The sequence below is a fragment of the Polaromonas sp. genome, from assembly GCF_036676035.1.
Classification (GTDB): domain Bacteria; phylum Pseudomonadota; class Gammaproteobacteria; order Burkholderiales; family Burkholderiaceae_C; genus Polaromonas.
The window spans coordinates 13,963-28,144 of record NZ_JAKFDR010000022.1 but is presented as its reverse complement, the minus strand read 5'-3'; the positions used below and the strand labels follow the sequence as shown (position 1 = coordinate 28,144).

General features: G+C 63.8%; 12 protein-coding genes and 1 pseudogene. 11 read left to right on the top strand and 2 right to left on the bottom strand.

Translation table 11 applies throughout. The features are described 5' to 3' along the window. Positions 1-2: 2 nt before the first annotated feature. Both uraD and V6M61_RS04725 read left to right on the top strand, forming a co-directional pair. The gene (gene uraD, locus V6M61_RS04730; RefSeq protein WP_332775415.1) at positions 3-1,802 is read left to right on the top strand and encodes a 2-oxo-4-hydroxy-4-carboxy-5-ureidoimidazoline decarboxylase; all 1,800 of its coding nucleotides are present in this window, start codon (positions 3-5) and stop codon (positions 1,800-1,802) included. Continuing rightward, on the top strand, positions 1,799-3,022 hold the full coding sequence (locus V6M61_RS04725; protein WP_332775414.1) for a M20 family metallopeptidase: 1,224 nt from the start codon (positions 1,799-1,801) through the stop codon (positions 3,020-3,022). The genes uraD and V6M61_RS04725 overlap by 4 nt, the downstream gene beginning before the upstream one ends. 208 nt (positions 3,023-3,230) lie before the next feature. Here the strand turns inward: V6M61_RS04725 and V6M61_RS04720 are convergent, their stop codons facing one another. After that, positions 3,231-4,145, bottom strand: a complete 915-nt coding sequence (locus V6M61_RS04720; protein ID WP_332775413.1) for a LysR family transcriptional regulator — start codon at positions 4,143-4,145, stop codon at positions 3,231-3,233. A gap of 111 nt (positions 4,146-4,256) precedes the next feature. Here V6M61_RS04720 and gcl point away from each other — a divergent pair, with 111 nt between their 5' ends. The 9 genes and pseudogenes from gcl to V6M61_RS04675 all read left to right on the top strand — a co-directional run bounded on the left by gcl (position 4,257) and on the right by V6M61_RS04675 (position 12,874). Then, positions 4,257-6,050 carry a glyoxylate carboligase gene (gcl, locus tag V6M61_RS04715; RefSeq protein WP_332775412.1) on the top strand — a complete coding sequence of 598 codons (1,794 nt, stop codon included), beginning with the start codon at positions 4,257-4,259 and terminating at the stop codon, positions 6,048-6,050. A 92-nt stretch (positions 6,051-6,142) separates the two neighbouring features. Further along, positions 6,143-6,919 carry a hydroxypyruvate isomerase gene (gene hyi / locus V6M61_RS04710; RefSeq protein WP_332775411.1) on the top strand — a complete coding sequence of 259 codons (777 nt, stop codon included), beginning with the start codon at positions 6,143-6,145 and terminating at the stop codon, positions 6,917-6,919. Between the two features lie 41 nt (positions 6,920-6,960). After that, positions 6,961-7,863, top strand: a complete 903-nt coding sequence (gene glxR, locus V6M61_RS04705) for a 2-hydroxy-3-oxopropionate reductase (RefSeq protein ID WP_332775410.1) — start codon at positions 6,961-6,963, stop codon at positions 7,861-7,863. 222 nt (positions 7,864-8,085) lie between these two features. Beyond that, positions 8,086-8,376 (top strand): annotated as a pseudogene (locus V6M61_RS04700) (ionic transporter y4hA); the annotation flags it as partial. Between the two features lie 164 nt (positions 8,377-8,540). Then, positions 8,541-9,569: an ABC transporter substrate-binding protein gene (locus V6M61_RS04695; RefSeq protein WP_332775409.1), complete on the top strand. Its 1,029-nt coding sequence runs from the start codon at positions 8,541-8,543 to the stop codon at positions 9,567-9,569. A 71-nt stretch (positions 9,570-9,640) separates the two neighbouring features. After that, entirely contained in the window at positions 9,641-10,489 is an 849-nt protein-coding gene (locus tag V6M61_RS04690; RefSeq protein ID WP_332775408.1) for an ABC transporter ATP-binding protein, read from the top strand. Between the two features lie 13 nt (positions 10,490-10,502). Beyond that, complete coding sequence (locus tag V6M61_RS04685; protein ID WP_332775407.1) at positions 10,503-11,270, top strand: ABC transporter permease; 768 nt, start codon at positions 10,503-10,505, stop codon at positions 11,268-11,270. A gap of 123 nt (positions 11,271-11,393) precedes the next feature. After that, positions 11,394-12,224, top strand: coding sequence for an urease accessory protein UreD (locus V6M61_RS04680; protein ID WP_332775406.1), 831 nt, complete (start codon positions 11,394-11,396; stop codon positions 12,222-12,224). A gap of 188 nt (positions 12,225-12,412) precedes the next feature. Beyond that, positions 12,413-12,874 carry a hypothetical protein gene (locus V6M61_RS04675; protein WP_332775405.1) on the top strand — a complete coding sequence of 154 codons (462 nt, stop codon included), beginning with the start codon at positions 12,413-12,415 and terminating at the stop codon, positions 12,872-12,874. A gap of 1 nt (position 12,875) precedes the next feature. Here V6M61_RS04675 and alaC read toward each other — a convergent pair whose 3' ends face one another. After that, positions 12,876-14,087 (bottom strand): alanine transaminase, encoded by a 1,212-nt coding sequence (gene alaC, locus V6M61_RS04670; protein ID WP_332775404.1) that lies wholly within the window; start codon positions 14,085-14,087, stop codon positions 12,876-12,878. Between the last annotated feature and the right edge of the window lie 95 nt (positions 14,088-14,182).

The window sequence follows — 14,182 nt, the reverse complement described above, 5'->3', positions numbered from 1 at the left end:
TCATGGCTCTCACCCTGGAACAACTCAATGCGGCTCCCGCCCCCGAAGCCGCCCAACTGCTCGACGGCCTGTACGAGCACTCGCCCTGGATCGCCGAGGCCGCGCTCGCGCAGCGCCCGTTCAAATCGCTGCCGCAGCTCAAGCATGCGATGGCGCGCATCGTCGCCGACGCCGGCCGCGAGGCCCAGCTCAAGCTGATCCGCGCCCACCCTGAACTGGCCGGCAAGGCCATGGTCAGCAAGACGCTGACCACCGAATCGACCCACGAGCAGAGCAAGGCCGGCCTCACGAATTGCAGCGCGGAAGAATTCGCCAAAATCCAGCAGCTCAACGCCGACTACAACGCCAAGTTCGGTTTTCCCTTCATTCTGGCCGTGCGCGGGCCGCGTGGCACCGGCCTGACCAAGCAGGAAATCATCGAGACCTTCGAGCGCCGGCTGGACAACCACCCGGACTTCGAGCTCGCCGAGTGCCTGCGCAACATCCACCGCATCGTCGAGATTCGCCTGAACGACAAGTTCGGTGCCCAGCCCACGCTGGGCAACCTGGTCTGGGACTGGCAGGAAAAACTGGCGCAGCACAGCGACCCCGGCTATGCCGAAAAGGGCCAGCTCACGGTCACCTACCTCACCGATGCGCATCGCGCCTGCGCCCAGCGCATTTCGCACTGGATGCACGACTGCGGCTTCGACGAGGTGGAGATCGATGCCGTGGGCAATGTGGTCGGCCGCTACAAGGCGGGCCCTCACCCCAACCCTCTCCCAGAGGGAGAGGGAGTAAAGACCTTGATGACCGGCAGCCATTACGACACAGTGCGCAACGGCGGCAAGTACGATGGGCGCCTTGGCATCTTCACGCCCATGGCCTGCGTGCGCGAACTCTCTCATCAGGGCAAGCGCCTGCCGTTCAACTTCGAGGTGATAGCCTTTGCCGAAGAGGAAGGCCAGCGCTACAAGGCCACCTTCCTCGGTTCGGGCGCGCTGATAGGCGATTTCAAGCCGCAATGGCTGGACCAGAAGGATGCGGATGGCATCACCATGCGGGACGCCATGCAGCACGCAGGCCTGTGCATAGCCGACATTCCCAAGCTGCGCCGCAATGCGGCCGACTACCTGGGCTTTGTCGAAGTGCACATCGAACAAGGCCCGGTGCTCAACGAGATCGACTTGCCGCTGGGCATCGTGACCTCGATCAACGGCGGCGTGCGCTTTCTCTGCGAAGTGATCGGCATGGCCAGCCATGCCGGCACCACGCCGATGGACCGGCGTCGCGACGCCGCCACCGCCGTGGCCGAGCTCGCGCTGTATGTGGAGAAGCGCGCTGCAAAAGATGGTGACTCGGTTGGCACGATCGGCATGCTGCAGGTGCCCAGCGGCTCGATCAACGTGGTGCCGGGTCGCTGCCTTTTTTCATTGGACCTGCGCGCGCCGACCGACCCGCAGCGCGACGCCATGGTGGCCGATGTGATGGCGGAACTCAAGGCCATTTGCGAGCGCCGCGGCCTGCGCTACACGGTGGAAGAAGCCATGCGCGCCGCCGCCGCGCCCAGCGCGCCCGAATGGCAGCAGCGCTGGGAACGCGCAGTGGACACTTTGGGCGTGCCGCTGTACCGCATGCCCAGCGGCGCCGGCCATGACGCGATGAAGCTGCATGAGGTGATGCCCCAGGCCATGCTGTTCGTGCGCGGCCAGAACTCGGGGCTGAGCCACAACCCGCTGGAAAGCACGACCAGCGACGACATGCAGCTCGCCGTCGAAGCCTTCCAGCTTCTCCTGAACAACCTTGCCACGGAAATGAAATGAGCGATTACGACAAACTTGACGCCTGGATCGATGCCCACTTCGACGAGGAGGTGCGCTTCCTGCAGGAGCTGATCCGCGTGCCCACCGACACCCCGCCCGGCAACAATGCGCCGCACGCCGAACGCACGGCCGAGCTGCTCAAAGGCTTCGGCTTCGAGGCCGAGAAGCACGCCGTGCCGCAGGCCGAGGTGCAGGCCTATGGCCTGGAGTCGCTCACCAACCTGATCGTGCGCCGCCGCTACGGTGAAGGCCGCACGATCGCCTTGAACGCCCACGGCGACGTGGTGCCGCCCGGTGAAGGCTGGACCAAGGACCCTTATGGCGGCGTGATTGAGGACGGCAAGATCTATGGCCGCGCCTCGGCGGTCAGCAAATGCGACTTCGCCACCTTCACCTTCGCCGTGCGCGCGCTTGAAGCGCTGGACGCCAAGCTCAAGGGCGCAGTGGAGCTGCACTTCACCTACGACGAGGAATTCGGCGGCGAAATGGGCCCGGGCTGGCTGCTCAAAAACAAGCTCACGAAACCCGATCTGATGATTGCCGCGGGCTTTAGCTACGAGGTCGTGACCGCGCACAACGGCTGCCTGCAGATGGAAGTGACGGTACACGGCAAGATGGCCCACGCTGCCATCCCTGACACCGGCGTCGATGCACTGCAGGGCGCGGTGCAGATCCTCAATGCACTCTACGCCCAGAACACGCTCTACAAGCAGGTGACGTCGCAGGTCGCAGGCATCAAGCACCCCTACCTGAACGTCGGCCGCATCGAAGGCGGCACCAACACCAACGTGGTGCCCGGCAAGGTGGTGTTCAAGCTGGACCGCCGCATGATTCCCGAGGAAAATCCGGTGGAAGTCGAAGCGACGATCCGCCAGGTGATCGCCGATGCGGCCGCCAGGCTGCCCGGCATCACGGTGGACATCAAGCGCCTGCTGCTGGCCAACTCGATGAAACCCCTGCCCGACAACCAGCCGCTGGTCGAAGCGATCCAGAAGCATGGGGAGCAACTGTTCGGCCAGGCGATTCCCGCCATGGGCACGCCGCTGTACACAGACGTGCGCCTGTATGGCGAGGCCGGCATCCCCGGCGTGATCTACGGCGCCGGCCCGCGCACCGTGCTCGAGTCACACGCCAAGCGCGCCGACGAGCGGCTGGAGCTGCAAGACCTGCGCCGCGCCACCAAGGTGATCGCACGTACGCTGCGGGACCTGCTGGCCTGACGGCACGGCCCCACCCCCTCAAAACTCCCGCTGCGGCGGGAGTTTTGCTTTCTGGCGGCCCGCACCTTCCGGGTGAATCAGTTTTTACTTCACCGACAAGGCCGATTCGTTGACTGACGCGATTTGCTATCAATTTTATAGCTGTTTGCGCAATCTCCACGAGGGCAGGAGGCCAATTTGTTCAGTGAAAATTTTCAGCCAGGCCGTTTCAGACTTTCGGCAAAGTCTCCCACCAGCGCTCGCCAAAACGCCCCTGTAAAAAGGCGATGAAGGCCTGGACCTTGCCTGGCACCAGTTTGGGCGAGGGGAACACGGCGTGGATTTCCTGCTCGGGCAGCGCGTGATCCCTGAGCACTTCGACGATGTGGCCTGAGACCAGCGAATCCTCGGCCACATAGCGCGGCAGCGCCGCAATACCCAGGCCGCCACGTGCCGCGGCGAGCACGGCCGAGAGGTTGTTGGAGCGCAGCCGGCCCGTCACCGGCACCGTCACCGGATCTCCCTTGGGCGTGAACAAACGCCAGACATCATCGCCCTGCACGCTGCTGTAGATCAGCGCGTTGTGGCTGCTCAGCTCGGCCGGTCGTTTCGGCGTGCCCTGCTTCTTGAGGTACTTGGGCGAAGCGACCAGCACCCACGGGTTCATGCCGAGAAAGCGCGCACCCAGCGTCGAGTCGGCCAGCTTGCCCATGCGCACGGCCACGTCGATGCCCTGCGCCACCAGATCGGTGTAGCGGTCTTCGAAGCTCAGGTCCACCTGCACCTGCGGGTGCTTGGCCATGAAGTCCAGCGCCAGCGGCACGATCACGCGGCGGCCGAACGCCACCGAGGTGCCGATGCGCAGCAGGCCTTGCGCCTGTGTCTGGCGCAGCTGCACGATGTTGTCAGCCTCCTCGACCTCGCGCACTATTGATTTGCATTTCTCGTAATACAGCGCCCCCGATTCGGTAAGGCTCACGCCGCGCGTGTTGCGGTTGAGCAGCCGCACCTTCAGGCGCGCCTCGGTGGCCGCCACCTGCTTGGTCACGGTGGGCTGGGTGGTGGCGAACTCCTTGGCCGCTTTCGAGAAGCTGCCCGTCTCCACCACGCGCACAAACATGTGCATTGCCTGCAATCTGTCCATGGGCTCATCATAGAGCTATTTATTCCACTCAGGAATAGGTTTTATGGTCTCCAGCCGCCTTCTGCCAAAGCCGATTGGTCCCTAAAGTTCAATCAACACAGGAGATCAATCATGGCAAAAATGACAGCCATCCAGGCCGCCGTCTGGGTGATGGAGAAAGAAGGCGTCACGCAGGCGTTCGGCATTCCCGGCGCGGCGATCAATCCGCTGTACTCGGCGCTGCGCAAGCAGGGCACCATCAGCCACATCCTGGCGCGCCACGTCGAGGGCGCCTCGCACATGGCCGAGGGCTACACCCGTGCCTGCCCCGGCAACATCGGCGTGTGCATAGGCACCTCGGGCCCGGCCGGCACCGACATGATCACCGGTCTGTACTCGGCCCAGGCCGATTCGATTCCCATCCTCTGCATCACAGGCCAGGCGCCGCGCGCCCGCCTCTACAAGGAAGACTTCCAGGCCGTCGACATCGAGTCGATTTCCAAGCCGGTCACCAAATGGTCAGTCACCGTGCGCGAGCCGGCCCAGGTGCCGCGCGCCTTCCAGCAGGCCTTTCACCTGATGCGCTCGGGCCGGCCCGGCCCGGTGCTGATCGACCTGCCCTTCGACGTGCAGATGGCCGAGATCGAGTTCGACCCCGACACCTACTCGCCGCTGCCGGTTTACAAGCCGGGCGCCACGCGCGCGCAGATCGAAAAAGCCCTGACCATGCTGGGCGAGTCTGACAAGCCGCTGATCGTGTCCGGCGGCGGCATCATCAACGCCGATGCCTCGGATCTGCTGGTGCAATTCGCCGAAATCACCGGCATCCCCGTGATCCCCACGCTGATGGGCTGGGGCACCATTCCCGACAACCACCCGCTGATGGCCGGCATGTGCGGCCTGCAGACCAGCCACCGCTACGGCAACGCCACCATGCTCGAGTCCGACTTCGTGCTGGGCATCGGCAACCGCTGGGCGAACCGCCACACCGGCTCGGTCGAGGTTTACACCAAGGGCCGCAAGTTCGTGCACGTGGACATCGAGCCCACGCAGATCGGCCGTGTCTTCGCACCCGACTACGGCATCGTCTCGGACGCCAAGCTCGCGCTGGAACTGTTCGTGCAGGTGGCGCGCGAAATGAAAGCCGCCGGCCGGCTCAAGGACCGCAGCGAATGGGTGGCGCAATGCCAGGAGCGCAAGCGCACGCTGCTGCGCAAAACCAACTTTGACCACGTGCCGATGAAGCCGCAGCGCGTCTACCAGTGCATGAACCGCGCCTTCAGCGATGACACCTGCTATGTGTCGACCATCGGCCTGTCGCAAATCGCGGCCGCGCAGTTCCTGCACGTTTACAAGCCACGCAACTGGATCAACTGCGGCCAGGCCGGCCCGCTGGGCTGGACCGTGCCCGCTGCGCTGGGCGTGCGCGCCGCCGACCCAAGCCGCAAGATCGTGGCATTGTCGGGCGACTACGACTTCCAGTTCATGATCGAGGAGCTGGCCGTGGGCGCGCAGTTCAAGCTGCCCTACATCCACGTCGTGGTCAACAACTCCTACCTCGGCCTGATCCGCCAGGCCCAGCGCGGCTTCGAGATGGACTACTGCGTGCAGCTGGGCTTTGACAACATCAACACGCCCGAGGAAGACGTGGCCGTCAAAGGCTATGGCGTCGATCACCTGAAGGTGGTTGAAGGCCTGGGCTGCAAGGCCTTGCGCGTGCACAAGCAGGAAGAACTGGCACCCGCCATCAAGCAGGCTGAAGCCTGGATGAAGGAGTTCCAGGTCCCCGTCGTCATCGAAGTCATCCTGGAGCGTGTCACCAACATCGCCATGGGCACCGAGATCAACAACATCAATGAATTCGAGGAGCTCGCGGTGAAGAAATCCGACGCGCCGACGGCAGTCGCCAACGCTCTGCTCGACTGAAACCCGCCTGTCATTCTGAGCGAAGCGAAGAATCTCCAGCGCTTGAGATCCTTCGCTGTGCTCAGGATGACGGATCCACTGAAAGGACCGACATGCCAAAATTCGCCGCCAACCTCACCATGCTGTTCACCGAAGTGCCCTTCATGGAGCGCTTCGCCGCAGCCCGCGCCGCCGGCTTCGACGCCGTGGAATACCTGTTCCCCTACGCCTACCCCAAGGAAGAGCTGGTCGCCGCCCTCAAGCAGCACCAGCTGACCCAGGTGCTGCACAACCTGCCGGCCGGCAACTGGGATGCCGGCGAGCGCGGCATCGCCTGCCACCCGGACCGCGTGAGCGAGTTCCGTGAAGGCGTGGCCCGCGCCATCGCCTACGCCACGGCGCTGGGCTGCAAACAGGTCAACTGCCTGGCGGGCAAGGTGCCCGAAGGCGTGCAGCGCGAACATGCCCATGCCACTTTCGTCGGCAACCTCCAGTTCGCGGCGGCTGCGCTCAAGGAAGTCGGCATCCGCCTGCTGATCGAGCCGATCAACCACTACGACATTCCGGGCTTCTTCCTCACGCGCACCGACCAGGCGCTGGCCATCATCGACGAGGTTGGCTCCGACAACCTGTTTCTGCAGTACGACATCTACCACGCCCAGCGCATGGAGGGCGAACTCGGCAGCACGATCAAGAACCAGCTGGGCCGCATCGGCCATATCCAGCTGGCCGACAACCCCGGCCGCAACGAACCCGGCACCGGCGAAATCAACTACGCCTGGTTGCTCCGGCACATCGACGCCATAGGCTACAAGGGCGCTATCGGCTGCGAATACAAACCCAAAACCACCACCGCCGAAGGACTCGGCTGGATCAAGGCATTGGCTTAACAAAACACCGCTCAAGGCGAACGGATCAACAGGAAACTTTCATGACCAAATCAGGACTCAAACTCGGCTTCATCGGCCTGGGCATCATGGGCGCGCCGATGGCGGGCCACCTTCTCAAGGCCGGCCATGTGCTGTTCGTCAACACCGTGGGCAATGTGCCCTCGGCGCTGGCCGATGGCGGCGTCACCATCTGCACCACCGCGCAGGGCGTGGCCGAGCGGGCTGACATCATCTTCATCATGGTGCCCGACACGCCCGATGTGGAAAAAGTGCTGTTCGGCGAGAACGGTGTGGCAGCCGGCCTGTCCAAAGGGAAAACCGTGGTCGACATGAGCTCGATCTCGCCGATGGAGACCAAAGAGTTCGCGAAAAAAATCAATGCCCTCGGCTGCGACTACCTCGATGCACCGGTGTCCGGTGGAGAAGTCGGCGCCAAGGCCGCCAGCCTGACCATCATGGTCGGTGGGCCGGATGCGGCGTTCGAGCGCGTCAAGCCGCTGTTTGAGTTGATGGGCAAGAACATCACGCTGGTCGGCGGCAACGGCGACGGGCAAACCTGCAAGGTGGCCAACCAGATCATCGTGGCACTCAACATCGCCGCCGTTGGCGAAGCCCTGGTGTTCGCCTCCAAGGCCGGCGCCAACCCGGCCAAGGTGCGCGAGGCACTGATGGGCGGCTTCGCCTCGTCGCGCATCCTCGAAGTACATGGCGAGCGCATGATCAAGCGCACTTTCAACCCGGGTTTCCGGATCGCGCTGCACCAGAAGGACCTGAACCTCGCCCTGCAAAGCGCGCGCGCCCTGGGCGTGGCGCTGCCGCAGACCGCGAACGCGGCACAGCTCATGCAGTCCTGCGTGGCGCTGGGCCATGGCCAGGCCGACCACTCGGCCCTGGTGCGGGCGCTTGAAACCATGGCACAGCACCCGGTCGCACCCGACGCCTGAACGCGCTGCGGGCCAGCCGATCGGGAGGCTGGCCCGCACATTCACAGCCCATGCCCATGCCCATGCCGATATGATCGGCGGCATGAAGCAACACCCCGCCCTCGCTTCCCTCCCTCTCTGGTCCATTCTTGCGCCCGTTGCAGGCTGGCTGCTGCTGGCAGGCGCCGGGCTCTGGGCCTGCCCGGCTTTTACAGCGTGCTGATAGCAGCCGGGCCGCTGGCTTCGGTCCTGGCGGCCCTGCGTGCGGCACGGGCCAATCGCCTGCAGCCCAGCCTCAACCTGGCTCTGGGTTCGGCGCTGGCCAGTATCGGGCTGACGATTCCGGCCGTGGCCATCGTCTCGCTGGCCACGGGCTGGACGCTGGTCCTCGGGATCGACATCAAATCGACAGTCCTGCTGCTGTCCCTGCTGGTGGCCACGCTGTCACTGGGCACCGGCCGCACCACCGTGCTCCAGGGCATCGTGCACCTGGTGCTTTTCGCGGTCTATCTCTTCACCACCATCGTTCCCTGAAGCACCGCAGGCCCGATGCGCTGGGGGGTAATCACCTAGGGAAAACCAGCAACCCCGGGTCGAAGTTCGCCGAAAATACAGCGCACGAATGGCGCACCCGAAGCGTTGCGGGCATTGTTATTGCTACCAGTCGGTCATCCCCATTTTTATTCTCAGGAGCCCCCATGTCCAAGCGACTTTTTCTAAAAACCACTGCAGCGCTGCTCGCCACGGCAGCCTTTGGCGTCGCCCATGCCCAAAACACGCCCATCAAATTCCAGCTCGACTGGCGCTTTGAAGGCCCGGCTGCGCTGTTTCTGACCCCGGTCGCCAAAGGTTATTTCAAGGCCAACAAGCTCGACGTGACGGTAGACGCCGGCAACGGTTCGGGCGGCGCGGTGCAGCGCGTGGCCTCGGGCACCTATGACATGGGTTTTGCCGATCTGGCGGCCGTGATGGAGTTTCATGCCAACAACCCGGACGCCCCCAACAAGCCTGTTGCCGTGATGATGGTCTACAACAACACGCCGGCTTCCGTCATGGCGCTCAAAAAATCGGGCATCAAGACCACGGCCAACCTCAGCGGCAAGAAGCTCGGCGCCCCGGTGTTTGATGCCGGACGCCGCGCCTTCCCGATTTTTGCCAAGGCCAACAACATCACGGGCGTGCAGTGGACCACCATGGACCCGCCGCTGCGCGAAACCATGCTGGCCCGTGGCGATGTGGATGCCATCACCGGCTTTACCTTCACCTCGCTGCTCAACCTGGAAGCACGCGGCGTGAAAGCCGAAGACGTGATGGTGCTGCCCTATGCCGACCATGGCGTCAAGCTGTACGGCAACGTGGTCATCGCATCGCCCAAGCTGATCAAGGACAACCCGGCGGCCGTCAAGGCCTTTCTGCAGGCCTTTGCCAAGGGCGCCAAAGACGTCATCGCCAACCCTGCCGCGGCCATTGAAGACGTCAAGGCGCGCGACGGCATCATCAATGTGCCCCTCGAAACCCGACGCCTGCAGCTGGCGATCGATACGGTCGTCAACAGCCCCGACGCCCGTGCCGAAGGTTTTGGCCAAATCAAAGGCCCGCGCCTGACGCTCATGGCATCGCAGGTATCGGATGCCTTTGGCACCAAAACCCGCATCAACCCCGACGCCATCTGGAATGGCTCCTTCCTGCCCACTGCGGCCGATCTGAACATCCTGCCGAAGAAGTAATTTGCTACATTTTTGATAGCAATCCTCGCCCCATTGACAGGGGCGGGGCTTTGTTTTGACCTGGAAACCTGATGCAAGCCAGCACCTCAGCCCCCCGCACCAGCGCATTTGTCGATTTCCACGATGTCTGGCTCGCCTACAACGAAGAACTGCTCGCGCAGAGCCATTTCGCCGTGGAGGCCATTGACCTGAAGGTGCGTGAGGGTGAGTTCATCGCCATCGTCGGCCCGTCGGGCTGCGGCAAGTCGACCTTCATGAAGCTCACCACCGGGCTCAGGATGCCTTCGCGCGGGCGCATCATGATTGACGGCCAGCCGGTGACCGGACCGCTCAAAATCTCGGGCATGGCTTTTCAGGCGCCGTCCCTGCTGCCCTGGCGCACTACGGTGGACAACGTGCTGCTGCCGCTGGAAATTGTGGAGCCCTACCGCAGCAACTTCAAGGCCCGGCGCAAGACCTACGAAGAGCGCGCCCGCAAGCTGCTGCAGAAAGTGGGCCTGGGTGGCTATGAAGACAAATTCCCCTGGCAGCTCTCGGGCGGCATGCAGCAGCGGGTGAGCATCTGCCGCGCGCTGATCCATGAACCCAAGATGCTGCTGCTGGACGAGCCCTTTGGCGCGCTGGACGCGTTCACGCGCGAAGAGCTCTGGTGCATCCTGCGGGACCTCTGGACCGAACAGCGCTTCAATGTGATTCTGGTCACGCACGACCTGCGCGAGTCGGTGTTCCTGGCCGACACGGTGTATGTCATGAGCAAAAGCCCGGGCCGCTTTGTGGTGAAGAAAGAGATAGCCCTGCCGCGCCCGCGCGATCTTGAAATCACCTACACCAAAGAGTTCAGCGACATCGTGCACGAGCTGCGCGGCCACATCGGGGCCGTGCGCAGCGTGGCCGGCGCTGCTACCGTGACCAACGCCTGAAGTCTGCCCCACCATGAACAAGAAACAAATGGAACGCTGGTCGCCACTGGTGCTGCTGCTCGGCATGCTGATGCTCTGGCAGCTGGCATGCACCGCGTTTGACATTCCCGAATTCATCTTCCCGGCGCCGCTGGCCATTGCCCAGTCGCTGGCTGAATTTTCAGGGCCCATTGCCCAAGCCGCCTGGAAAACCTTCTGGGTCACCATGCTGGGCTTTGGCCTGTCCATCGTCGTGGGTGTGCTGCTGGGCTTTCTGGTGGGCTCGTCCCGGCTGGCCTATGCGGCGGTATACCCACTGCTGGTGGCTTTCAACGCCGTGCCCAAGGCGGCCATCGTGCCCATTCTCATCGTCTGGTTCGGCATTGGCGTGGGCCCGGGCATTCTCACCGCCTTCCTGATCTCCTTTTTTCCGATCACGGTCAACATGGCCACGGGTCTGGCCACGCTGGAGCCCGAACTCGAAGACGTGCTGCGCGTGCTGGGCGCCAAGCGCTGGGACGTGCTGGTCAAGGTCGGGCTGCCGCGCTCCATGCCCTACTTTTACGGCTCGCTCAAAGTAACGATCACCTTGGCGTTTGTAGGCACGGTGCTGGCCGAGATGACGGCCGGCGACTCCGGCATCGGCTACCTCATGCAAAGCGCCGGCTCGCAGCAGCGGCTGGCGCTGGCCTTTGCCGGGCTGGTGGTGATTGGCGCCATGGCCATGCTGATGTACGAGCTGTTCAGCTACATCGAGAAGCACACCACGGCCTGGGCACACCGCGGCTCGCAAGGCGGCTGAAACGGCGTCAACCGCTCAAGTCAGAAAATTTATAAGAAAAATGGCTCTAACCGGCGCAAAATCTACGCAAACAGCTCCTGATTTAATAGCAAATTGCCGTCATCGCAGCGTTAAACTTCAGCCATGACCTGGAACGCGACCCTGACGCTTGACTACACGCTGCAAGCCGGCAAGACGGTCGCCCGCTTCCGCCACGACGGCCCGCTGCGCATTTTGCAAAGCCTTTACCCAGAGGGCGACACCGTCTGCCACAACGTGCTGGTGCACCCGCCCGGCGGTCTGGTGGGGGGCGACACGCTGGACATGACGTTCAAGGCAGCCACTGGCGCGCACGGGCTGGTCACCACACCCGGCGCCACCCGCTTTTACAAATCGCTGGGAGAGCCCGCGCTGCAGCGCACCCACCTGGCGCTGCAAGCCGATGCCCGCATGGAGTGGCTGCCACTGGAGGCGATCTGCTACAGCGGCTGCCTGGCCGAGAACCGCCTCACCATGGACCTGGCCCCGGGGGCCGAGCTGATCGGCTGGGACGTGACGGCTCTGGGCCTGCCGAACGCCGGCCAGCCGTTCGCGCAGGGCAGCTTTTGCCAGCACATTGAAGTGCCCGGCGTGTGGCTGGAGCGCGCACGCATCCAGGCCGACGACTCCCTGCTGATGGACAGCCCGCTGGGCCTGGCCGGCCAGCGCTGCATGGCCTCGCTCTTTTTTGTGGCGGGCAGCAAGCTGGCACGCCAGCGCCGGCAAGACGCGCTGGACATCGCCCGGCAAGTCATGGAAGCGCACCCGCTCAGTGCCACCGCAGGCGCCACCAGCCCGGATGCCCAGATCGTCGTCGTGCGGGTGCTGGCACCGCTGGTCGAGCCGGCCATGGACCTGCTCAGGCAGGTGTGGACCGTCTGGCGCAGCCATTTCTGGCAAAAACCGCCGTCCATCCCGCGCATCTGGTCCATGTAACGCCCGATCCTCGATCCGGCCCGTTTTTCGTCAACTTTCTTCCTAAAGTCCGGCGCTAAAGCACGCCTGTGTCAGACCCGTCCTACAGCCAAATCGGCCTTACGCCCTGCCCGACCGGTCAGGTTTCCTCTCACGGCAGACCGGCAGGCGTTTCTAAACTGGAGTCATCGTTTCAACAAGGAGTTGACATGACTGCATTCAGTACACACAAGAGCCTGGCCTGTTTCGGCTTGACAGCCCTTCTGGCAATCACCGCGGCCACGGCGCAGGTCGCCTCCGGCACCACGGGCATTGATGCCTCAGGCAACACGCAACGCGAAAAAGCCGCCTGCACCAGCGGCAAGACGCAGCAAGACAAGGCCACTTGCCTGACAGAGACCAGGAACGCCGCCGCCGACAAGCGCGCCGGCAAACTCGACAACACGAGCGCCCAGTTCGCGGCCAACGCCTTGAAACGCTGCGACGTGTTCAAAGGCGATGACGACAAAGCCGCCTGCCAGGCACGAGTTACAGGCCGCGGCAAGATTGATGGCAGCGTGGCCGGTGGTGGCGTGCTCCGTGAAATCGAGACGGTGGTCACCGCACCCGACGCGACCCCGGTCACCCTCGAGCCGCAGCCGCAGCCGCAGCCGCAGCCGCAGCAGCAGTAAGTCAGGACCTGACCAGCCCGTCGGCCTTGAACATGGCCTTGATGCCGCGCACGGCCTGGCGGATGCGGGCTTCGTTTTCGATCAGCGCAAAGCGCACATGGTCGTCGCCATGGTCGCCAAAGCCAATGCCGGGTGACACGCAGACTTTGGCTTTTTCAAGCAACTGCTTGGCAAACTCCAACGAACCCAGCTTGCGATAGGCCTCGGGGATGCGGGCCCAGATGTACATCGAGGCCTTGGGGCAGTCCACCGGCCAGCCGGCGTCGGTCAGGCCCTTGTACAGCACATCGCGCCGGCTCTGGTACTGCGCGGCGATTTCCTGTACGCAACTCTGGTCGCCTTCCAGCGCGGCGATGGCTGCCACCTGCAGCGGCGTGAAGGTGCCGTAGTCGTGGTAGCTCTTGATGCGGGCCAACGCGGCCACCAGGTCGGGGTTGCCCACCATGAAGCCCACGCGCCAGCCCGCCATGTTGTAGCTCTTGGACAGCGTGAAGAACTCGACCGCAATGTCCTTGGCACCCGGCACCTGCATGATCGAAGGTGCTTTCCAGCCGTCGAACACGATGTCGGCATAGGCCAGGTCGTGCACCACAAAAATGTCGTGCTTGCGTGCCAGCGCGATCACCTTCTCGAAGAACTCCAGCTCCACGCACTGCGCCGTGGGGTTGGACGGAAAACCCAGCACCATCATCTTGGGCTTGGGGTAGCTGCCTCGAATCGCCTTCTCCAGCTCCGCGAAAAAATCCGTGTCGGGCGTCAGCGGCACCGAGCGGATGTCGGCCCCCGCGATCACCGCGCCGTAGATGTGGATCGGGTAGCTCGGGTCGGGCACCAGCACGGTGTCGCCGCGGTCCAGCGTGGCCAGCATCAGATGCGCCAGGCCTTCCTTGGAGCCGATGGTGACGATGGCCTCGGTGTCGGGGTCGATCGCCACCTGGTAGCGGCTCTGGTACCAGTGCGCGATGGCGCGGCGCAGGCGTGGAATGCCCTTGCTGGCCGAGTAGCCGTGCGTGTCGGGCCGCTGCGCGACCTCGGTGAGCTTGGCCACGATGTGCGGTGGCGTCGCGCCATCGGGGTTGCCCATGCTCATGTCGATGATGTCTTCGCCACGCCGGCGCGCCGCCAGCTTGAGCTCGGCTGTGATGTTGAAGACGTAGGGAGGCAGGCGGTCAATGCGCGCAAAGCGGCGCTTGCCGGAGGAGGAAGCGGTCATGTTGAACTTTCACGTAAGCGCCCGGAACCGTCCGAGCGACGTGGCCCGCCAATGAGGCCGGCCCACCGCCATCGTAACCGACAGCGATGCCGGTT